Here is a 20,868-nt window from a genome sequence, read left to right as displayed (position 1 = left end):
CACATTGTCTCTATGGTTCTCGCTTGATGAACCTACGTTTTCTCCGCCATTTTCGAGCATTCTGCCTCATCGTCCTCGGCTTCATGGGCGCCGCACCGTCTGTCGATGCACGCGACAACTTCCTCTTGATCATCGCAGACGATCTCGGTGTGGACAGCCTTGCCGTCTATTCGGACGACCTCGCCTACGGGCACGTCGGCGAGGGGGCGGACCACGGCCCGACGCCGCGGCTCGATACGCTCGCGAGCGAGGGAATCCTGTTTCGCCACGCTTACACGAACCCGCTGTGTGCGCCGTCGCGTGCACAGATTCTGACCGGGCGACACGCGATGCGCACGGGCGTCGGTACGCCGGGAGGCGCGGTGCTCGATCTCGCCGAGACGACTCTGCCGGAGATCCTCGCGGGGACCCACAGCAGCGCGGCGATCGGCAAATGGCACGTCGGACCGGGCGGTGATGTTGATCATCCGATCGACTCCGGGTTCGACTACTTCGCCGGCGCGTTGAACGGGAACATCAGCGATTACGAAGACTGGCAGAAGACCATCAACTCGGCGGGCGGGAGCGATACGGTGATCCCGAATCATCTGGTCTACGCGACGGACGACAACTCGGCCGAAGCGATCGCGAAGATTGCCGAGTTCGGCGAGGCTCCCTGGATCGTCTACCTCGCGTTCAACGCACCCCACTCGCCGTTTCACGTACCGACCCAACCTCTGACGACAGCCGTGACGACCGGCTCGAGCAGCCACGTGAAATACGAGGCGATGATCGAGGCCATGGATCGAGAGATCGGCGACGTTCTCGACTCGATTCCCGCCAGCATCCTGGCGGACACGACGATCATCTTCATCGGCGACAACGGAACACCGACCGGCGTGACGCGCCCGCCGTTCCTCTCGTCGCACGGTAAGGGCACCGTGTACGATGGTGGCACCAACGTGCCGCTCATCATCAAGAGCCCGCACGTGGCGGTTGCGGGGACCGAGAGCCTCGCTTTCGTTCAATCGACGGACATCTTCGCGACAATCGCTGAGATCGGGGGCGTGGTTTCCGAGGCGGAAGACTCGATCAGCATGGTGCCGTACCTCTCGGATGCAACGCTGCCCACCCAGTCAGCACGCCCGTACGCCTACGCCGAGCAGTTCACGCCGAATGGCGCCGGGATCGTTTACACAGATCACGAGCGGGCCATTCGGGACGGACAGTACAAGCTCATCTGGCGGAACGACGTGTACGAAGAGTTCTTTGATCTCACCGCGAATCCGTTCGAGGATGCGAACCTCCTTCCGTACGCCGGGATGACAGAGGAGCAGCAGGCGGCCTACGATGCGCTCCTTCAACAGATGACAGCGGTCGAGACTGCCGGCGATGGGGCGTGTCCCTCACGTACCGACGTGAGCTGTACCGTCGGATATCTGAAGGCGAAGTTCGAGTGGCGCGAGGGCGGTGGCCTCGGCGACAAGGCCACCATCAAGCTGGCCAAGGGTCCGGCTCAGGTTCAGACCGATTTCGGGAATCCAGTCTCAGTGGACGGCACCGGCTACTCGGTGTGCGTTTATGACGACGCCGACGTGATCGTCGGTGAGATGCGCGTGGTTCGATCCGGCGATTTGTGTTCGGGAAAGGATTGCTGGAAACCGGTCGGCAACGATGCGCCGGACGGCAAGGGATACAAGTTCAAGGACAAGCTCGGCGCCTCGAGCGGCGTCTTAAAGATGCAGCTAAAGGGCGGCGACGCTGAGAAGTCAAAGTTGAAGATCATCGGGCGCGGCTTCGGGCTTCCCGACGGAGTCACCGGAGCTCTTCAGGGCTCGACGTCGGCAACCGTCCAGGTCCGCGGCAGCGACATGGCGCAATGCCTGGGCGCGACCGTGACCGAGATCACGAGGCATGACGTCGATCACTTCAAGGCGACGAACTAGAGTACCCGCTTCATCACGCTAAGGGCGTGATCGATCTCGTCTTCGGAGATCGTGAGCGGTGGTGCGAGTCGGATGACGCAGTCGTGGTGCAGCGTCCATCCGAGGAGGACGCCGTTCTCGCGACAGCCGTCCGCGAAGGCCATCGTCCCGTTGGGGGTCTCGAACTCGAGTCCGATCAGGAGCCCGATCCCCCGCACCTCTTGGACGCCGTGGCCCACGAGTTCGGACAGCCGGTCCTTGAAGTACAAACCTACCGTGCCGGCTCGCTCAGGAAGGCGCTCCTCGGTGAGCACGTCAAGGGATGCGAGCGCGGCGGCGCAGCACACGGGGTTGCCGCCGAACGTCGTTACATGGCCCAGTGGCGGGTCCTCGGAGAGGGCGCGATGCAACTCGGGCGACGAGACGAAGGCGCCGAGCGGCAGTCCTCCGCCCAGAGACTTGGCCAAGACCATCACGTCCGGTGCGCTGCCGGCCCAGTGCTCGAACCCGAACCACGTGCCGGTGCGACCCAGGCCGGTCACCACTTCGTCGAAGACCAGAAGCGCTCCGACCTCCCGGCATCGGCGGGCAAGGGCGGGGAGGAATTCCGGCGACGGGATCCGTACGCCGCCTTCGGCCTGGACCGGTTCGGTGAAGACCGCGGCCGTGCGCTCGTCGATTCGTGAGAGCGCTCGGTCGTCGTTCCAGGGAAGATGTTCGACGGGGCCGACTAACGGCTCGAAGGGTTCGCGGTAAAAGGGGTTGCCGCCGAGCGCCATCGCTCCGGTGGTGTCGCCGTGGTACGCGCCCTCGAACGCGAGGATCTCTTTGCGGCCGGTCGCCTTTCGGACCAGCTTCATCGCACCCTCGATCGCTTCCGCGCCGCTGTTGGTGAAGTACGTCGTCGACAGCGACGGCGGTAGCATCGCGGCGAGACGCTCAGCCAGGTCGACCTGGGGCGCGAGGATGTCTTCGCCGTACACCATGACGTGTGTGTACCGGGCGCTCTGCTCTGCGACCGCCGCTGCGACGCGAGGATGCCCGTGCCCGATCGAGGCGACGCCGATTCCGGCGAGCAAGTCGAGATGGCGGCGGCCGTCGCGCGAATGAACCCACGATCCCCGTGCGCGCTCCACGTCGATCCCGCGAGGGCTGTCCGACGTCTGCGCAACATGGCGAAGAAAGCGGCCGCGTCGTTTGGTGCCGAGCGATCCGTGCGCATCGGTCGTGGGTCGTGCGCTCCACGTGAGGTAGTCGTGTAACGGCGGGCGGCCCCCCGAATGCCAATCTGCAGGCGGATCCTGCATCTTGCCGATCGGGCAAATCCGCCCGGCGCCCGCGGAGCGACAGATGTCGTCGAGCGGGCGTCCGCCGTCTGTGAGTCCGACGCAATCGAGAAGACCGCGCAGGGGTGCCAGCGCGGTCGCGAGACCCTCCGAACCCGAGAACGGGTGGAGGCGAACGAAGCGGTCGAGCGGTGATGCCTCGATCGACGGTTGTGGGTCGACCACGACCGCCCAGGGTTCGCCGACACCTCCGAGCAGTTCGATGTCCGCGCCTCCGAGAGCACGGGCTTCGGCTTGTTCGACGGCGCGGCGGAATGAAGCCGCGTCGGCCTCGGAGAGCTTCCGTCGCGGCCATGTTTTCTCGAGCGCCGAGAGCTCGCGCGCGAGGGCGTGCCCGAGCGCGGTGCGGTCGAGTTCCTCCGCGACCAGCACCGCCTGTGGCGAGAGGCAGCCACGTTGGTCGAGGAAAGCGACATCTCGCGCGAGCGCGACCGCGAGTGCATCGATGTCGCTCACCTGGGCGACGACCGCGACACTCACGCGTGGTCCGCACGAGAGGACCGTCTCTGGAGCGAGAGAGCGTGCGCGCTCCACGGCGTCGCGCGGGCCGTACACGACGACGCGTGATGCTCGCGGGAACAAGGTCTTTTCCAGAGAGGTGCCGCCGCGCCAGGTGTGAGCCTCGCAGGCGGCGCCGAGAGTCGCGTCGACGGCGCGGATCCGCTCGGCTAGCCGCGGTGCGAAGGTTTCTTCGCCGTGTGAGCTCTTCAGGAGAATCGCGGATCCGAGCGCGAGCGCCGAGAAGGTCGGTGCGATCGCGAGGCCGGGCGTGTTTTGAGCGAGGACGGCGACCACCAGCTCCGGCGCGGTCGCGATCGACGCGGGTGATGCGAGGGTCTGGTCGAGAAGCGCACGGAGTGGCCGGGTGCTCCATGCCTCGAGGGTTCGTTCGAGGCACGTCACGACCATGGCTGGCGCGTAGCCGGTCTCCGCGGAGATCGCGTCTGCGGTTTCCTGGAGGGCGGGTCGATCGGCTAGCCAGCCCGCGGCGACGCGCCCGAGGATTGAGACTCGCTCTTCCCGGGGCAGAGCCGCGGCCGTGCGACCGGCCGCGACGAGTCGGTCCAGGAGGCTCGGGATCTCTGCATCGGTCAGCGTGATCGCGTCGCTCACGGGCTTCCCTTGAGAAGGTCGGCCAGCGCGAGCGCGCAGCCGCGCGGCTCCGCTCCGGGTGCACGACCTCGAAGAACGAACCGCCTTCCCTCGAGGACGCCGAGATCCTCGGTCTGCACCGCGAGCACCGACAATGCGTTCGCGAGGTCCACGTGGCAGAGGAGCCCAGTCTCGCCATCGGGGAGCGTCTCGAGGCTCACCGGGTCGACGACGCGCGTGCGTAGCCAAGCCGGTCCGACCTTGCGTCGTTTTCGATTCGTTCCCGCGAAGCGCTCCGCCAGGACGTCGTCGTAGTACTGCGAGCAGAGCTCCGTCATTCCGTACTCGTTCACGCAGTAGTACCCAGAGACGCCGAGTCGGTGCCAGCAGGCGGCGAGGAAGCCGGCGTCGGAGAGGGCGCGTCCGCCTTTCGGGCCGCCGGTATCGACGATGCGGGAGTTCGCTGGGAGTTCGATCGGGTGGGTGGCCGCGCAGTGTTCGAGAAGGGACGTGAAGGCGACCCGTACGCCGATCAGGCACAATGGCCGTCCGTCGCTCGAGATCTCTTCGAGACGCGCGGCCGCGCGCGCCGGGTCGAAGGTGTCGCCGTCGATCAGGTACTCGCCGTCCCCGTCGCACACGTCCTGACGAATCCACTCGACCATGTGGCTGAGAGACGAGTCCGGCAGGATGTCGGGCCCGCCGACCAGCCCGACGAGTCGGGGGCGCACTTCGTCGGGCAGGACCATCCGACGGAAGTGGGGAAGGGCGGAGCGTCGGTATAGTTCGAGGCGCGGAACGTGGTGACGACCGCGTGTGTCCGGTCCTTGCGTCGTGCCGCTGGTGAGAAAGGTCTTCTCCGGCGGGGCACAGTGGAGGTCCAGAGACTTGAAGGCCGACGTCGGAACCGAGGGGATCTCTCGCCAGGATTGCACCCGGCCCGGGCTTCGGTCTCGTCGATCGCAGAACGCGCGGTAGACCGGCGAGTTCGCGTACTGGAACTCGAAGACGTCGAGCGCGACCCGATCGAACTCGGCGTCGAGTGTGGCGTCCGGATAGAGGGTCGCGCGTGCGTGGCGGTCGATGAACCCCAGAACGCTCGTCGTGACCCGTTCGAGTTCGCTGGCTGATGCCATCGACCCCTCTAGAGGTACGGAACGAAGTTCCGCAGGGCGGTGAGGAGAGCGGTGCAGTTTGGGTAGTCGTCGAGCGCATCGAGTAGAAACTGATGTTGTCCGATCGCGCGGCCCTGGTCCTGCTGGTCGGGCGGGTAGCTCAACGTCTGGATGAACTCCTTCAGCATGGGCTGCGTTTCGAGCTTCGTTTCGATGGGGATGTCGTCATCGGTGGCGACGACGAGCTTCACGCGCGAGAGAAGCCGCTCGACGTAGTACTCGTCGGCGCGCTCCTCGCTCACGAGTCGCCGCCTTCCTTCAATTGGCGCTTCCAGTCGAGCATCCGGGCCTTGGCGGACTCGGCTTCGGCCTCGGGGATCATGTCCTTGTTCATGTAGAAGGTGGACAGGCTGGTGTGCGCGAGGATGTCGTCGGGCGCGATGTCGCAGAGGCGTTTGCCAGCCTCGATCGCCTCGTCGAGGTTCCCCGTTTCCGCGTGCGCCATCGCGAGGGCATGGAGAGCGTCGGTGTAGCCGGGATCGACTTCGAGAGCCGCTTTGTACTTCTCGATGGCTCCCGGATAGTCCTCGTCGAACGCGAGATCGAGGCCTTCGTCGTAGAACTCTTCCTTGCCCGCCATGCTGTGGAGGTACCCGCGCGGGCGGGTGCAGGCAAGGGTTAGCGATCTCGGTTCTTCAAGTACCGGACGATCAGCCCCGAACCCTCGCGGAGCGCTCGTTCTCGGCTCCGAAAGACCTTCTCTCGGACCCATTCGCCGCCCGCCCAGGCGTCGAATGAGGACTGGCTGCCGATCGAGAGCTCGATGATCCGTTCGCCGACGGGCTCGCCGGTGGCGATCGCGCGGATCGATGTGCCGGCATCGACGAGAACCCCGCGTGCCCACTTCGGGAGCCGGAGCATGCGCTTCACCTTGGCGAGCCGTTCCGGCGGCGACTTGTCCTCGATCATGCACATGTAGGCCCAAGTGCCCTCGCTGGGGTTGGCCTCTTTGATGAGGTTCAGATTCGAGTCGGTAAGCTGCTTTTGGGCCTTGTCCTGATCGAATCCGATTCCGACGTCGAAGAATAGTTGGCCGATGATGGGCCCCGTCCCGTCGGGTTCGGCGCTCTGCCGGGCGGCACCACCGCGGGCTTCCTTCTTGGTGCCGCTGTCGACCCACCAGCGGTTCTCGACCGCGGGCTTGTTCTCCTCGGGAGCTTCCGCAGGAGCGTTCTCCTGCGGAGGGTCGGGGTTCGCCATACTCCCTGTGTAGGGGATCCGGAGCGCTTCGCCAATCAAGCCGGATCGACCCGGGCGAGCAGCCAGGATCCGAATTCGGCGACCACCTGCAGACGATGCCCGTGGATCGTGAGCTCCCTGGCCGGCAGGACCCCGGGACTCGGGGCGGCCCCGTCGATGACGCGCCGGTCCAGAACGACGTAGTCGATGCCGTCGAGCTCTGCGGAATCGGTGCTGAGCGGCGCGATGGCGCGGGTTGCGTAGTAGGAGAGACGTCCGCGCGCCGTGTCGGGCGCAGCGATCGTCGCGTCGGCGGCGAGGTTGCGTCGAAGGAACTTCCCGGTCTCACGAACCGCCCACCGGTCCATGTCGAACTCGGGCGTGGCGGAGGCGAAAGAACCGAGCGAGATCCCCAGAGCCATGCACGTGGCGGCGGCGGCCGCGAGATGAGCCCGCGGAGCGCGCGCCATCGCCCAACTCGACGCGACCCCGAGGGCCATGGCGATTGCGACCCAGAGCGGCGCGAAGGCCCCGAACGCCAGCATCACCGCACCGGCGAGAATCACCCAGGTCGCGAGGAAGCGGGGCGAGCCCTGTCGTTGCCAGCGCTGCGGAATGTTCCAAAACCCGAGAAGGACCAGTGGCACGATCGGGATGAGCTGGGGAGTGTCCAACAGAAAGCCCAGCAGGGAATCGCGGGCCGGCGGGAGGGCGCTCGGGATTGGGAGCGGGGCCGTACCGAGTGCGAGCGAGGAGAGGAACGCGACGACGGTGGTCGCCGCGGCGGTCGTTCCGATCGCGATGCAGAAGCTTCGCAGCGTGAGCCCGTGGAGTCGTTGCAGCCACACGAGGGCCATCAGGGGAATCCACACCGCGCTCGGTCCGACGAGCGCGATGGCGGTGCCACCAGCGATCCCCGCACGAAGGAGGCTTCGCTTGTCGAACGAGAGGTTTCGAATCGCACCGAGGCTCATCAACATCGCCAGCAGATAGAATGGCTCTACGCCGAACTCGGTACCGAGAAGAGAGCGACCCGCTTGGCTCGCCATCAGGATGAGGGCGGCGATGACACCGGCTCGTGTCGAGAAGAGGCGTTCCCCGAGCCAGACGAGGAGGCCGAGGGCGGCACAGCCGACCACGACGCCGAGCGAGCGCAATCGGAACTCCGTCGTACCCAGAATTTTGGGTCCAACGCTCGCGACGGCCGTCGCCGCGGCGCTCGCCGTCGTGGGGGCGGATTCCGCCAGCCCACGCGTCGGGTAGCGGACGGCAATCGCGAGCGGTGCTTCGATCTCGGAGAGCGGACTGCGCAGCGATGCCGCCTGAATGAGGACGAGTAGCCCGAGCATGGGCAGCGCCACCACCGGGATGGACATGCGCAGGATGTTGCGTCGTCGAGGGCGCGCGGGATGGAGTTTCAGGGCCAAGAGATTCCCTTAGGACCGCTGCCAGCCCGCCGTGAAGCGTTCGCGAAGCAGAGTCTTCTGGACCTGCTGCGTCGAGGCGGTTCGCGGGAGCTCGTCGATGAAGCGGACGTGGCGTGGCTTCTTGTAGCTCGCGACCCGATCCTTCACCCACTGGACGACGGTGGCTTCATCGAGGCTCGCGCCGGGGGTTCTCACGATCACCGCCAGGACCGACTCGCCCCAGTGGGCGTCGGGGACCCCGAGGACGGCGCACTCGTGGATGTCGGAATGTTCGTGCATCAGCTTCTCGAGTTCGGCCGGAAAGATGCTTTCGCCGCCGCTTTTGATCATCTCCTTGATCCGCCCGACGATGAAGAGGAAACCGTCCTCGTCGCGCACGGCTTGGTCGCCTGTGTGCAGGAAGCCGCCGGCGAACGCGGCCTCGGTTGCCTCGGGCATCCTCCAATAGCCGAGCATCGTGAACTCGCTCGACACCACGATCTCGCCCGGCGTCCCGTCGGGTACCTCGACGCCGTTCTCGTCGACGATGGATACGTCGACGTGATTGACCGGGGTACCGACGGATCCGGCTTTCGCCGCGAGATCGTGTGCGCGCAGACAGGTGACGGGCCCGGCCTCTGTCTGTCCGTACATGATCATCATCTGCTCGACGCAGAACGAGCCCATGATCCGCTCGATCTGTTCGCGCGGCATGTGCGCGGTTCCGCCGCCGAGAAGGCGGAGCGATGCGAGGTCGTGGGCCGCGAAGTCGGGTGCGGAGAGCATCGACTCGTAGACCGTCGGAACCGCGTAGAGATAGGTGACGCGGTCGCGGGCCACCGCCCGAAGCATGGCGGTCGGATCGGCCTTCTTCATGATGACGACGGAGCCACCGCCGGCCCAGTAGCCGAGCGGGGTCGCCCAGCCGCCCATGTGGAACATCGGGAACATGCTGAGCCCGACGTCGCGCTCGGTGAGCCCGCCGAGGGCCTGCGTGGTTCCCGCCTGCAGGATGTAGGTTCGTTGCGAGAGGAGGGCGCCCTTGGGTTTTCCGGTGGTTCCGCTCGTGTAGAGCATCACGTGGGCGTCGTGCTCGGTCGGAGCCTCGTCGGGTTCCGGTTCGTCGTCGGACGAGACTGAGAGGAGTGGGTCGAGGGCCTCGAAGGAGGTGGAGTCGCTCGTCCCCGGCTTTGGTGTGGCCCCCAGCACGAACACCCGTTCGACTTCTGGGAGGGCGCCCTGGGCGGCGAGGGCCTCGATGTCGGCGAGGAACTCGAGTCCGACGATCACGACCCGGGCCTGGGCGAAGTCGATCGCGTGCTGAATCTCGCCGCGCTGGTACCGCGTGTTCACGGGCACCGCGATCGCCCCGAGCTTGCAGCACGCGAAGTAGCCCCAAGGGTACTCGATGCAGTTGTGCGCGAGGATCGCGACGCGGTCGCCGCGTCCGACGCCGGCGGTCATGAGAACGTGGGCGAGCCGGTTCGTGCCCGCGTTCATCTCGGCGTAGGTCACCCGTTCGACCTGGCCATCGGCGTGGTCGAGGACGTAGGCCAGGCGTTCCCCGCGGTAGCGGGCGTGGCGGCGGACGATCTCTCCGAGCAGAAGCAAAACGAGTCCTTGGAACAGTCGGAACGGAATCTCTATCAGAGGCGGGCGGGAGCGGAAATCAGTCGCCTGCGGGCATCGCCGCGGCCTCTGGATGGGCTTCGTAGTAGCGGTAGAGGGCCACATCGATCGATTCGGCCGTCCCGCCGGCCTTTGCATCGGGGATGAACTCCAGGGCTACCTTCTCGACCTCTCGTTTGTTGAACGCGGCTTCTTCGGCGGCGGCTCCGTGCGTCTCGAGAGCCTCGACCATCGCGCCGATCGCGTCCTCGCGCTTCCCCGCGCGATTCTGGAGCTCGGCGAGGAAGAGGTCCGCGCCGGGAGTGTCCGGGTACCACAGAGTCCTCTCCCGGAATTGCTCCAGGAATGGAGCCGTTGCTTCGTTCTTTCGCACGACCACGGCGGCGAAGCCGTCGTCGTACACGCGGACCCATCCGGGGTTGGTGCGCAGCTTGAGCGGGACCGGGTAGTGCGACTGATGCACGACCACGTCGATTCCACGCTTCGCGAGCGTCTTCCTCCAGCCGATCCGGATGTCGTCTGTGCGTCGGGCTTCGTAGTACATCTCGTCGGGGTAGACAGCGTGAGCGCGGCCGTCGATGTATATCTGCCGGTCGAGTTGGAAGATTAGGTACCCGCCCCACGGGTAGAAGTTGTAGATCTTGCCGGGGATCGGGTTCTTCTGAAGGAACCGCGCGGCGTTCACGGGAAATCGCTCGGCGTGGGTCATTCGATCGAAGAGGCCGCCGGCAACGAGTGTGTTCGCGTGGGTCCAGAAGGCCGTCCCGACCCAGAGGGTGCCGGCCAGCCCGACCAAAGCCGCTGCGGCCGTCCCGTACTGGCGGTAGAGATCGTGCAGTGCCGGCGTCCGCGCGGTGTATTCCCGCGCAAGGTTCGCGATGTTCCGTGCGAAGAAGGGGGCGCTCACGATCCCGAAGAGAACGATGAAGCGGCGTGAGGTGAAGGCCATGATTGTCACGACGGCGACCAGGCCGAAGTCCGCAAGGTCGAACCGACGGGGTGCGCGCCAGAATGCGAGACCGGCGACCAGGACCTGGGCTGCGAGGACGAACACGAACTTGTCCGGCCATCCAGTGCGGAACAGGCGAGGAGGCCGCCACTCGATCACGCGATCCCACGGGGAGCTCGCATCGAGGATGTCGAACGGGAAGAGGAGGGCGTCGAGCCCCTGCGGGTTGATCGCGCAGGCGACGACCGAGGCGAGGAAGATCCAGCCGAGTTTCAGAGAGCGGGCGAGCGGCATCGGGTTGGCGGGCAGCTGAAGAAGCGACTTTGCCGTCTCGGCGCCGAAGTATCCGAAGACGATGGCCAGCCCGAAGATGAAGCCGTAGTGCAGGTCCACCCACAAGAGGAGCACGAGGGGCGGCCCGAACGCGGCCCAACGTATGCCGCGGCGATACGCGTCGATCACCGACAAGAGAACGACCGTGCCGAGGAACGTGAAAAACTGGGCGCGTAGGTCGACGTGATAGCCCCATAAGAGGAGCACCGCGGCGGCGGTGGAGATCCCGAGGAAGGCGGATCCGCTTCGCTTGGTTCCGAGTCGCGCGAGGAGCAGCGTGAACAACACGCCCAGGGCGAGCTTCACATACACGAGCCCGTCGGGTCCCAGTGTGTCGAACAACTTCCAGTAGAAGATCTGCGTGAGCCACTCCTGGTTGTACCAGGGAAGTCCCTCGGCAGTGTGCGAAAACACGTCGACGTTCGGAACGGCACCGATCTCGGAGATGTACCTCCCGGCGGCGAGACTCCACCACAGGTCGCCGCCGAGACTCGGCTTGCTCGCGCCGTACAACGCGCTCAGCACGAGCCACGAGACAAGGAGGACTGCGGCGGCCTTCTTCACGACAGGAGGCTCATTCGTGCTCGGTACCCGGACCGTCGACGAGGCCGTGAATTCGCGCGAACGGATCGCGGTCGGAGTCGCACTGCCAGTCGTACTCGGTCTGGTTGGCGAGACTCTGGGCGAAATCTTCTCCGCAAAGGTGGGCTATCACGGCGAGGGTCATGTCGATCCCGGCGGCAACACCGGACGAGGTGACGAATTTCTCGTCCCACACCCAGCGAGCTTCTTTCACCCACTGCACATCCGGACCCTGTTCGACGACCCAGCCGAACGCGCGCTTGTTGCTGGTGGCGCGCCTGCCGTCGAGGAGGCCGGCTCTGGCGAGGAGTGCCGCACCGGTACAGACGCTCAAGACGAGATCCGTCGCGGCCCCTCGTGCGGCGATCCAGGACACCATGTCCGCGTCGTCGACGAGGGCTCTGGTGCCGAGGCCGCCCGGGACGAGGAGGATGTCGAGCGGTGGCGCCGCCTCGAAGGAATGCTCCGCGACGATCGCCGGGCCCTGGGTGCTTGATACCGGGCCCGGGGCGGCAGCGATCAGCGCGATCTCGAGGTTCGGGACATAGCCGAACATCTCCAGCGGGCCGAAGACATCGAGGAGTTCGAAACGCGGGAAAAGCGCCACTCCAAGCCTCTTTTGGGGCACGGCCATCGCGGCAGTATACACGCGCTCGCGGTAGAAGTCCGGCACTGATGGGGCTCGCGCGAACGGACGATGCATATGGCAAGTGCGCGAGAGATCGACACCTCAGGGGGCTCGTGATGCGCCGACCGGGCTTTCCATCGCGATCGGGGCGAGCGGAATTCAGGAAGAGCCCGCGATCGTGTGGTGGCTCGGAGATCGTGTCGTGGCGCGCTGCCGCAACACGCTGGATCTCTCCGAAGTCTCATCCGAGACCTTAGATACGGGTGTACCGCTTCGCGTGACCGTGGGGGAAGGCAACCGGGATCAGCAGATGCGGGTGTGGCGCGTCGAAGACTAGCGCCTCGCGCTTCAGGCTGAAACGGAGATCGGGTCTTCGAGCGTGAAGCCGAGACTCTCGACCATCTCGCGGGCTTCGGCGTTCGCCTGCCCCGGCGTGGTCAGGTAGCCGTTCACGAAGATCGAGTTCGCCGGGTAGAGCGCCAACGTCTGTTCTTCCCCGAGCGTGCGCTCGCGTCCGCCGGCGGCCCGGATGTCCGCCTCGGGGTTCAGGAATCGCATGAGGCAGAGAGCGCGCAACGCGCGGCCGCGGCCGGTCGCTTCCCGCTCACCGAGCGGGGTGCCGTCGATCGGGTGCAGGAAGTTCAGCGGTAAGGAGTCGACCTGGAGCTCGCGAAGGGCGAACCCGAGCTCGATTATGTCCTCGTCTTCTTCGCCCATGCCGATGATGCCGCCGCAGCACGTGTTCAGCCCTGCCTTCTTGGCGGCGAGGATCGTCGAGACGCGATCGGCGTAAGTGTGGGTCGTGCAGATCTCGGGGTGGAAGCGCTCCGAAGTGTTCAGATTGTGATTGACCCAGCCGACACCGGCATCCGCGAGCCGCTTCGCCTTGGGCTCGTCCATGATGCCGAGAGAGACGCAGATCTCCATGTCGGGGAACTCGTCTTTGATTTCACGGGTCGTTTCGCAGAGATGATCGATGTCGCGATCCGCGGGCCCCCGCCCGCTGGTGACCATGCAGTACCGGCGCGCGCCCTCGGCGGCGGCGCGCTTGGCTCCGGCGATGAGCTGGTCGCGGGGCATCATCTGGTAGGTGTCGATATCGGCCTTCGAGACGCTCGATTGCGAGCAGTAGTTGCAGTCTTCGGGGCACAGGCCGGAGCGGGCGTTCTGCAGCACGCAGATCTTTACGTTGGTCCCCCAGCGCCGCGTCCGGACGGAATAGGCGGCCTGCAGGAGGCCGGGCAAATCGTCGTCGGAAGCTTTGAGGACGGCGCGGGCCTCCTCACGGGTGGGCAACCTTCCGGCCAGGACCCGCTCAGCGAGCGGGGCGAAGGTGGGATGCGTGGGCGGACCGCTGGGTACCTCGATGCTCATGGGTTGGCTCTACCAGACCCCCGTAGCGGTTCAATTTTGCTCGGATTCCGCACTCAGGCGCTTGCGGGCGTTGGTCGCGGCCCGGGTGAGGCTGCGGTCGGCGCTTCCGATGGCTCGCGCGAGGGCGGCGCGGCCCCGTTCGGTCGATGCGCCCAGCTTTCCCAGCGTGGCGGCCGCTGCTCGACGGACGCCGGGGTCGGGGTCCTTGTCGACCAGGCCGGCGATCGTGTCGGCGAGCGAGCTCGTCTCGCCGGGTGTTCGCGAGGCCTGGGCGCCGGCTGCGAGGGCCGCCAGTCGGACGCCCGCGTCGTCGTCGGAGAGGCTCGCCGTCGCGGTCGCGAGTAGCTCGGGGTCGGCGAGATCCCGCAAGCAGTACAGCAGCATTCGGCGGAGGGTCGGGGAGCCGTCCCGGGCCGCGTGAACGATGTCGGCCCGGACGTCCGGGTGCGTGCGCGCGAGTTTGCAGGTGAGTTCCGCGGCGGCCCAGCGCTGGTCGCCGTCGTCGAGCGCGAGCGCTTCGCGCACCGCGGGCCAGAGCTTCGCCGGAGGCGGGTGGATCGCGTGCCCGATGGTATACGCGGCGCCCCAGCGCAGCCGCGGGTCCAGCGCGGTGAGTGCGGATTGCAGGGCGTCCGCGAGCGCGGGTGCGTTCACGACCAACCCCTGTAGAGCGTCGGCCGCTCGTCGTTGCCGTGTTCGGCTCGGGTCACCGAGCAGGAGGACCAGGGCCCCGGCGAGCGTCGAGTCGATGCGTTCGCCGAGTTTGCTCGGATCGAGCTCGCCGAGGGATTCGAGAGCCCTCTGGCGGCGACTCTCGTCGCGCAGGCCGGCGAGAATCCCGTCGCGCCACTCTGTTTGATCGGTCACGGAGGAACCGTAGCGGATCGGCGGATCAGGTCGACGAGGTCGGCCGGACGCAGGCCGAGAAGGTAGCCCCGATCGCGATCGAGGAACGCGGTCACCATCTTCTCGATCTCCTCGGGGTCCGTCGGGCAGCCGCGGAGCGCCCTCGCCAGTGCGTCCGGAGCTTCGATCGGTGCGATGAAGTCGCCGCGAAGCTGCAGATCAGCGATTCGGCCCGCGTCGGTCCGTGCCCACACGTCGACCGGACCGAGGAGGCCCGTCGCGCGCACGGCGGTGCCCTCGAGAATCGGGTGGTCCGCGATCGGGGGGTCGCCCTGATGTTCCGCGGCCAGGGCTCGGGTCAGGTCGTCGCCCTGCCGCTGTGTTTCGATCCCGAGGGCTTCGGTGTAGCCGCGTGCCAGATGCCCGGCGAAGGCCGCAGGGGCGAACTCGTCTCGCTTCGCCGGCACGATGGCCTCGAGGCGCGTCGTTTCTGCCTCGCCGATGAACGATACGGGGATCACGCCTTCGGGATCGGCGCGGTCGAGCAGGAAGGGCCCGTCCCCGAGCGACGCCGAGACGGGGAGGACGGCTTGAAACAGCGTCGGGTCGCCCATCTCCACGAAGCTGAGCGCGCCGATGGAGCGGCGCGTGTGCGTCAGGAGGTCGAGTCCGGGATAGACCACATCGACGCCGAGCGAGCGGAGTGCGGAGAGCAGGCCCCGCACGCAGCGGTTCAGGACCTGTTCGGGGGCGAGCGCGAGTCGATCTTCGTCCACCAAGGCCGCTCGATGCGGGAGGGCGAGGCTGACGATGACGAACCCGCTACCGGCCGGCAGCGCCCGGCCGCCCGTGTGGCGCTTCCACAGAACGACGTCCGAGGTGCGCTCGGGCATTCGATGAAACGCTCCGACCGCCAGGACGTCGGTCGGAGCGAGGGTGCAGACGTGAAGATGCGCTTCGCCTCGGCCCGCGCCGGCGAGCAGACCGCGCTCGCGACGTCGCTGCGTGCTGGGTGCGACGTTCGCCGCGTGACTGATGTGCAGGACCCGCGACTTCACACGACCCGGACTCAGCCGAGAGGGCCCGGATCGTAGTAGAAGCGCTCGCGCACGATCTTGCCGTTTCGGACTTCGTGAATCGCGACTTCGCGGTGAAGCACCTTGCGGCCGCCCGGTTTCATCGCGAGCTGTGCTTCCCACTCGATGATCACGGTCTGGCCATCACACCAGAGGTTCCGTGCGTGCCAGCGCGCGTCGGAGACTCGCTTGTTCCAGTCTTCGCCCTTCTGCTTGAGAGCTTCGATTCCAAGGGCGGGACGATTGCCGCCCGCGACCTCTTCGGACTCGATGCTCTCGGAGTAGAGAGCCATCATCCGCTTTTCGTCCACGACGGATGTCGACGTCACGATCGAGCGCGCGATGCGTCTCAGGTCGGCCAGCGTCGGAGTCCCGCGTAGCACGGGGGCCTTCTTTTTGGCCGTGCTCTTTTTGGCCGTCTTTTTCTTGGTCGCAGTTTTCTTGGTTGCCATTCCGTATGTCCCCGCCCATGGGCTCTGGCCGGGTACCCTTCCCGGCGTCAATCATGGTTTCTGCTTTGAATCAGGCCACAGATATCTGCCCCCCATCCCGGGCGCAAGACACGAAGGTCGGTCGTTCAGCCGCTGGCAGGGGGTTTCACGTGGACTTTCGGATGGGTCTAAGGGAAAGCCCTTGCGTGGCTTGCGCGATCTTCGTGCGGCGGCTTAGATCGCGATCATGGCGGACGAGAAGGGAACCACGGGGCCGACGGATAGTTCCGGCGCCGGCGAAGCCGGTTGGCCGGTGTTGCACATGTTCCAGCGGCTGGATCGCGAGTGCTGGCTGGCACTCGCGTCCGGCGAGCGGACTTCGGCGATCGAAGAGTACGAAGCCCTTCTCACTCGGTGTAACGCCGAGGAGGGGCTCCAGTTCATCGCGAGCGGCGTGATTGGCAAGGCGGACCTGGGTCTCATCATCATCCACCCCAGTCTCGGCCGGGTGCAGCGTCTGACCCAGGAGCTTGCGGCGACCCGGCTCGGCGCCTGTCTGGAGACGATCTATTCGTTCCTCTCGATCTCCGAGAAGAGCGAGTACATATCGAGCACCGGCGACCACGCACGGAAGCTGATCGACGACGAGGGCCTCGAGCCGACGTCCCCCGAGTTTCAGCAGAAGGTCACCGCGATGGCCGATCGGATGTCCCACTACGCCGAGATGCGGATGCACCCGCAGCTGCCGAGCGCGGACGAATACCCGGTTCTCTGCTTCTACCCGATGAGCAAGAAGCGCGAGGACGGCGGCAACTGGTACTCGCTCTCGTTCGAGGAGCGAAAGCGCCTGATGGGCTCTCACGCGACCGCCGGTCGGCGCTACGCGGGTCGCGTTACCCAGTTGATCACGAGTTCGACCGGGCTCGACGATTGGGAGTGGGGCGTCACGCTGTTCACCCGGGACCTGAAGGCCATTCGCGACATTGTTTACGAGATGCGGTACGACGAGGGCAGCGCCCTCTACGGCCTCTTCGGGCCGTTTTACGTCGGTATTCGGATCGCGCCGGGCGCTCTGGGCGACACGCTTCAGCTCTAGAGCCGACCCGAATGAGCGATTCTCCCGTCGACCCGAAACGCGTACGTCTCTACACGGACGGTTCGTGCCACGGGAACCCAGGCCCGGGCGGCTGGGCGGCCATCCTCGAATGGGGGACCAAGAGCCGTGAGCTCTCGGGCAACGACCCTGCGACGACGAACAACCGGATGGAGATGATGGCCGTCGTGGAGGGCCTGCGCGCACTGAAGGAGCCCTGCGCCGTCGACGTCTGGACGGACTCCCGCTACGTCGTCGACGGGATGAAGTCGTGGCTCGCGGCCTGGAAGAAGCGTGGTTGGAAGACGGCGAGCAAGCAGCCGGTGAAGAACGAAGAGATCTGGCGCGCCCTCGACGAAGAGGCGGGACGCCATGAGGTCACGTGGAACTGGGTGAAGGGGCACGCCGGCCATCCCCAGAACGAACGGTGCGACGAGCTGGCCAACGAGGCGATCGAACGACTCGAGACCTGAGCGGCGTCGCGTCCGTGGTGCCGGCTCTCGCAATTCGGTCGACCCCGTCGCCTCGTTCTCTCGAGTCATCTCGCTCGCGAAAAAGAAGTACTCCGCGCTTCACGCCGACGTCCGAAGCGACCGGACGCGGCGGCTCGACGGAGGGACAGTGCCGGATACGGGGTGTGCTCGATCACATGGTGAAGGGTGACGACGTCGGCCGCTTCCGGAGAGCGGCACCGAGCAGGCTCAGGGCACGGCCGGACGTTTCGTACCCAAACTCTCCGAATTGCTCCCGTTCCCCCGCAGGCGCGCGGGTCTTTTGGGCTAGAACGGCAGCATGGGCATTCCGAAGAACACCTGGAGTGCCGCGAAGAGAAGCGCGAGGAGTCCGAGCGCTGGGTGAATCTTCCGAGCCGTCTCATTCTCGGGGACCCGCCGGGACAGCAACGCACCGGTAGAAATCAGCGCGACGACGCCGAGGCCGAACCAGAAGTGCCAGCCTCCGGCGAGCTCGAGATCGGGGCGCCAGAGCCAGGTCGCACCGATGCCCGTGAGCGCGCTGAGCCAGACCATTGCGAGGGCCCACGGGGCACGTCGCGCGTGGACGGGGCGGGCGTCTTCGCCCCGGCGTTGGCGCGACCTGAGGCCGAGAGTGGCGGCGTGGTACATCAGCGCGATCGTCGCAAGCGCGATCAGCGGGTGTAGGAACGCCAGGATGCGCGGGATTCCGGTCGGCATGAGCCGGTCTCCGCTTACGCCGCCGCGGGCGGTCGCAAGGTCAGGAGCTCGTTGCCGCCCTTGCGGAAGTGGTAGTCCACGGTCCGGATGTCGACGTCGTAGTCCTTCTCGCGCAGCGCACGCACGGTCGCGTCGACGTGCCGCGAGCGACTACCGTCGAGGTTCAACAGAGGGAACACCCGGACCTCGGTGGCGACGCGAGCCATCTCGATCAGCGATGCGATGTGGAAGTCGAGGCCGAGGCGGTCGCTGTAAAGGAAGAGGAAGTGCGCGCAGAGCGCGAGGTCGAAGTCGCCAGTGTCGAACGGCAGGCTCGGAAGACAACCGACGACGTACCGGCCCTCCTTCTTCCCTCCGGCGAGGTCGGCCAGAAATTCGTGCATGGCATCGAGGCGTACCTGACCCAGTTCTTCGACGGACTGGATCTGCTTCCAGTGAAACTGGTCGGCGTTCTTGTGACTCTGATCCATGATCTTCTCGAAGGTGGCCTCGATCTGATCGTGCAGCTCTTCCGCGCCGAACTCGTAGATCGGGTCGATCGATACGACCTGGCCGCCGCGGTCAGTGAGCGTCTTGTTGAAGCTCGCGGGACCGTCCGCGCAGCCGAGGAGACTGCGTTCGAACTCGGCGTCGCCGAGCTCGAACATCTCGCAGTACTCCGCGAACGAGCGGCCCCAGGGCACGACCTCGTCGAGGGTGAAGGGCATGGCCTGTATCTTACGCTGACGTTTGGTCGGGTGTCGATTCGATCTGCCCGCGGACCCACGAGCCGCCGTCGGGGTCGCGCAGGATCTCACCGACGCCTCCGGGGTGGCGGATGTCGAGCTTCGTCGAGCACGACGCCTCGAGCAGTTCGGTGGCGGGCGCTTCCATCCGGGAGAGGACCTCGAGCGTGCGGTCGGCGGCAAAGTCGAACGCGAAGGTGCCGCGGGTCGCTTCTCCGAAACGTGGGCAGAGGGCCCGGTCGAGCTCCAGGACGCGGAGAGCGTGCGTCGCGATGTCGGCGGCGTCGTTTGCGGCGAGCCAGCCTTCGATGGTGCGGCGGATCGTTGCGTACGTCCGGTCGGGATCGGCCAGGAACCGCAAGAACAGGTCGGACCGGTTCTCGTAGGCCGAAATCTGGTCGTCGCGAACCTCCGCGGGGAGATCGGCGGCGTAATCCTCGATCAGGGCCCGAAGCACGGCCCGCAGCATCGGGGCGACGGGGACCTGTCGACTCTGAGCCAGGAGCTGCGTGGTGAGGGGCATGATCTGGCCGCGGGCGAGCGTGATGTACGCGCCGATCAGGAAGTAGCCTTCCTCGCCGTCGGCGCTGGAGAACGTGTGGCAGCCGACGACGTACTCGCCTTTGGCCTTGCCGTAGCCCGCCACGGGGCGGGTCTGGAGCTGGTACTCGTCGCGCCGGTCGTAGAACTCCGTGCCGGGCAGCAGCGTGTAGCCGAAGATGTTGATGTTCGGGAAGACTGTGAGGAGGTGGTCGAGGTTCGTCTCGAACTCGCCCAGGGTGTCGCCAGGCAGGCCCCAGATGAGCTCGGCCGCGACGGGAATGCCGTCGGCCGCGAGGCCCTTCACCACCGGCTCATAGTCGTTCGCGCGCATGTTCTTTCGGTTGGAGAGCTCGAGCGCGAGCGGCGTGAGGGTCTGCAGCGCGAGATGGTAGTGCGACAGCAGGTCGTTTCGATGCAGCAGCCGGACGATGCCCTGGACCCGCTTGTTGTGGTTCTTGGACCAAGACGTCGCGAAGGTCTGCGGGAGGCCGGTCTTCTCGCGCAGCTCGATGACGAGCTCTGCCTTGGCGGTATCCTCGCGAAGGGCGCCGAAGTTCGAGTCGCAGAGCCAGACGTCCTTGATGCCCCCGGCGACGAGCAGCTCGAGGTCGGCGCGGATCCGCTCGAGAGAGAACTGATACATCTTCGTGCCGATCGCGCCGGTGCCCCATTCGCAGAAGGCGCATCGGTATGGACAGCCGCGGGTGGTCTCGTAGGCGACCTGCTCGTACAGCGGCTTCCCGTTCTCGTCGCGTAGCGGGATGAAGGGGACCGCGGTGGGGAAGCCGTCGAGCTCGGTCGAGCGGCCTCGAGGCGCCGTTCGGATCAGGTCGCCGTTCTCGTCGAAGTAGCCGAGGCCGGCCACGTCGCGCCATGCCTTGCGATCGGCAGCGTCGAGCAGGCCCGTGAAGGTCTCTTCCGCTTCGCCGAGGGCGATGACGTCGATGCTGTCGCTCTCGAGGAAGTCCTCGGCGCGTTGGACGTGGGGGCCACCGGCGACCACGAGGACACCGGGCACGTCGGCCTTGATCTTCCGGGCGGCGTCGATGAACTCGGCGACATTCCACGTGTAGCAGCTGAGCCCGAGCACGGGCTGAACGCCGGCCGCAACGGCGGCTCGGGCCTGCTCGCGCAGCCCACCCGCCCACTTCTCTTCCAGCCAGGTGTCGACGGCCTCGACCGACAGGAAGTGGACGAGGTCCACGTCGGTATCGGCCTCCGTCGCGCCGTGGGCACGGAAATACGCCAGAAGCGCTCCCGTCGTGAGCGGGGGAGCACAGAACTGCTCGGTATCCATGCTGAAGAGCCAGACGGGACGACGCATCCAGGTTGGGTGCCAGACGGCACTGTCCGGCGCAACGTAG

General features: G+C 66.4%; 20 protein-coding genes. 4 read left to right on the top strand and 16 right to left on the bottom strand.

Features of this window, described 5'->3' with window-relative positions:
* The first annotated feature begins 26 nt into the window (after positions 1–26).
* Positions 27–1,925 (top strand): sulfatase-like hydrolase/transferase, encoded by a 1,899-nt coding sequence (locus P8R42_14935; GenBank protein MDG2305909.1) that lies wholly within the window; start codon positions 27–29, stop codon positions 1,923–1,925.
* On the opposite strand, the gene P8R42_14930 is transcribed toward P8R42_14935, so the two are convergent.
* The 9 genes from P8R42_14930 to P8R42_14890 are packed head-to-tail and all read right to left on the bottom strand — an operon-like array spanning position 1,922 to position 12,202.
* The gene (locus tag P8R42_14930) at positions 1,922–4,363 is read right to left on the bottom strand and encodes an aminotransferase class III-fold pyridoxal phosphate-dependent enzyme (GenBank protein ID MDG2305908.1); all 2,442 of its coding nucleotides are present in this window, start codon (positions 4,361–4,363) and stop codon (positions 1,922–1,924) included. The genes P8R42_14935 and P8R42_14930 overlap by 4 nt on opposite strands.
* Entirely contained in the window at positions 4,360–5,478 is a 1,119-nt protein-coding gene (locus tag P8R42_14925; protein ID MDG2305907.1) for a hypothetical protein, read from the bottom strand. The genes P8R42_14930 and P8R42_14925 overlap by 4 nt, the downstream gene beginning before the upstream one ends.
* Positions 5,479–5,486: 8 nt before the next feature.
* On the bottom strand, positions 5,487–5,759 hold the full coding sequence (locus tag P8R42_14920) for a hypothetical protein (GenBank protein ID MDG2305906.1): 273 nt from the start codon (positions 5,757–5,759) through the stop codon (positions 5,487–5,489).
* Positions 5,756–6,097, bottom strand: coding sequence for a tetratricopeptide repeat protein (locus P8R42_14915; protein MDG2305905.1), 342 nt, complete (start codon positions 6,095–6,097; stop codon positions 5,756–5,758). The genes P8R42_14920 and P8R42_14915 overlap by 4 nt, the downstream gene beginning before the upstream one ends.
* A 38-nt stretch (positions 6,098–6,135) precedes the next feature.
* On the bottom strand, positions 6,136–6,717 hold the full coding sequence (locus P8R42_14910) for a hypothetical protein (GenBank protein ID MDG2305904.1): 582 nt from the start codon (positions 6,715–6,717) through the stop codon (positions 6,136–6,138).
* A 35-nt stretch (positions 6,718–6,752) separates the two neighbouring features.
* Positions 6,753–8,123: a hypothetical protein gene (locus tag P8R42_14905; GenBank protein MDG2305903.1), complete on the bottom strand. Its 1,371-nt coding sequence runs from the start codon at positions 8,121–8,123 to the stop codon at positions 6,753–6,755.
* Positions 8,124–8,132: 9 nt separating this feature from the next.
* Entirely contained in the window at positions 8,133–9,713 is a 1,581-nt protein-coding gene (locus P8R42_14900; protein MDG2305902.1) for an AMP-binding protein, read from the bottom strand.
* Between the two features lie 58 nt (positions 9,714–9,771).
* The gene (locus tag P8R42_14895; protein ID MDG2305901.1) at positions 9,772–11,577 is read right to left on the bottom strand and encodes a hypothetical protein; all 1,806 of its coding nucleotides are present in this window, start codon (positions 11,575–11,577) and stop codon (positions 9,772–9,774) included.
* A gap of 10 nt (positions 11,578–11,587) precedes the next feature.
* Entirely contained in the window at positions 11,588–12,202 is a 615-nt protein-coding gene (locus P8R42_14890) for a DJ-1/PfpI family protein (protein MDG2305900.1), read from the bottom strand.
* 103 nt (positions 12,203–12,305) lie between these two features.
* Here P8R42_14890 and P8R42_14885 point away from each other — a divergent pair, with 103 nt between their 5' ends.
* Positions 12,306–12,560, top strand: a complete 255-nt coding sequence (locus P8R42_14885) for a hypothetical protein (GenBank protein MDG2305899.1) — start codon at positions 12,306–12,308, stop codon at positions 12,558–12,560.
* A gap of 11 nt (positions 12,561–12,571) precedes the next feature.
* Here P8R42_14885 and bioB read toward each other — a convergent pair whose 3' ends face one another.
* From bioB to P8R42_14865, 4 genes are read right to left on the bottom strand one after another with little or no spacing between them, the layout of a single operon-like run.
* Positions 12,572–13,597: a biotin synthase BioB gene (bioB, locus tag P8R42_14880; protein MDG2305898.1), complete on the bottom strand. Its 1,026-nt coding sequence runs from the start codon at positions 13,595–13,597 to the stop codon at positions 12,572–12,574.
* 30 nt (positions 13,598–13,627) lie between these two features.
* Positions 13,628–14,464, bottom strand: coding sequence for a hypothetical protein (locus tag P8R42_14875; GenBank protein MDG2305897.1), 837 nt, complete (start codon positions 14,462–14,464; stop codon positions 13,628–13,630).
* Positions 14,461–15,501: a lipoate protein ligase C-terminal domain-containing protein gene (locus tag P8R42_14870; protein MDG2305896.1), complete on the bottom strand. Its 1,041-nt coding sequence runs from the start codon at positions 15,499–15,501 to the stop codon at positions 14,461–14,463. Before P8R42_14870 ends, P8R42_14875 begins: the two co-directional genes overlap by 4 nt.
* 11 nt (positions 15,502–15,512) lie before the next feature.
* Positions 15,513–15,971: a nuclear transport factor 2 family protein gene (locus P8R42_14865; protein MDG2305895.1), complete on the bottom strand. Its 459-nt coding sequence runs from the start codon at positions 15,969–15,971 to the stop codon at positions 15,513–15,515.
* Between the two features lie 226 nt (positions 15,972–16,197).
* On the opposite strand from P8R42_14865, the gene P8R42_14860 reads away from it, so the two are divergent.
* Both P8R42_14860 and rnhA read left to right on the top strand, forming a co-directional pair.
* Positions 16,198–17,046: a chlorite dismutase family protein gene (locus P8R42_14860; GenBank protein ID MDG2305894.1), complete on the top strand. Its 849-nt coding sequence runs from the start codon at positions 16,198–16,200 to the stop codon at positions 17,044–17,046.
* Positions 17,047–17,057: 11 nt separating this feature from the next.
* Positions 17,058–17,516, top strand: a complete 459-nt coding sequence (gene rnhA / locus P8R42_14855) for a ribonuclease HI (GenBank protein ID MDG2305893.1) — start codon at positions 17,058–17,060, stop codon at positions 17,514–17,516.
* 306 nt (positions 17,517–17,822) lie between these two features.
* On the opposite strand, the gene P8R42_14850 is transcribed toward rnhA, so the two are convergent.
* The 3 genes from P8R42_14850 to P8R42_14840 are packed head-to-tail and all read right to left on the bottom strand — an operon-like array spanning position 17,823 to position 20,828.
* Entirely contained in the window at positions 17,823–18,236 is a 414-nt protein-coding gene (locus P8R42_14850; GenBank protein MDG2305892.1) for a DUF4079 family protein, read from the bottom strand.
* Positions 18,237–18,250: 14 nt separating this feature from the next.
* Positions 18,251–18,943, bottom strand: coding sequence for an SAM-dependent methyltransferase (locus P8R42_14845; GenBank protein MDG2305891.1), 693 nt, complete (start codon positions 18,941–18,943; stop codon positions 18,251–18,253).
* A 10-nt stretch (positions 18,944–18,953) separates the two neighbouring features.
* Positions 18,954–20,828, bottom strand: a complete 1,875-nt coding sequence (locus P8R42_14840; protein MDG2305890.1) for a cobalamin-dependent protein — start codon at positions 20,826–20,828, stop codon at positions 18,954–18,956.
* Between the last annotated feature and the right edge of the window lie 40 nt (positions 20,829–20,868).

This window comes from Candidatus Binatia bacterium, from assembly GCA_029243485.1.
Lineage (GTDB): Bacteria > Desulfobacterota > Binatia > UBA12015 > UBA12015 > VGTG01.
The sequence above is the reverse complement of the archived record's forward strand: the minus strand, read 5'-3'. Positions and strand labels throughout refer to the sequence as shown.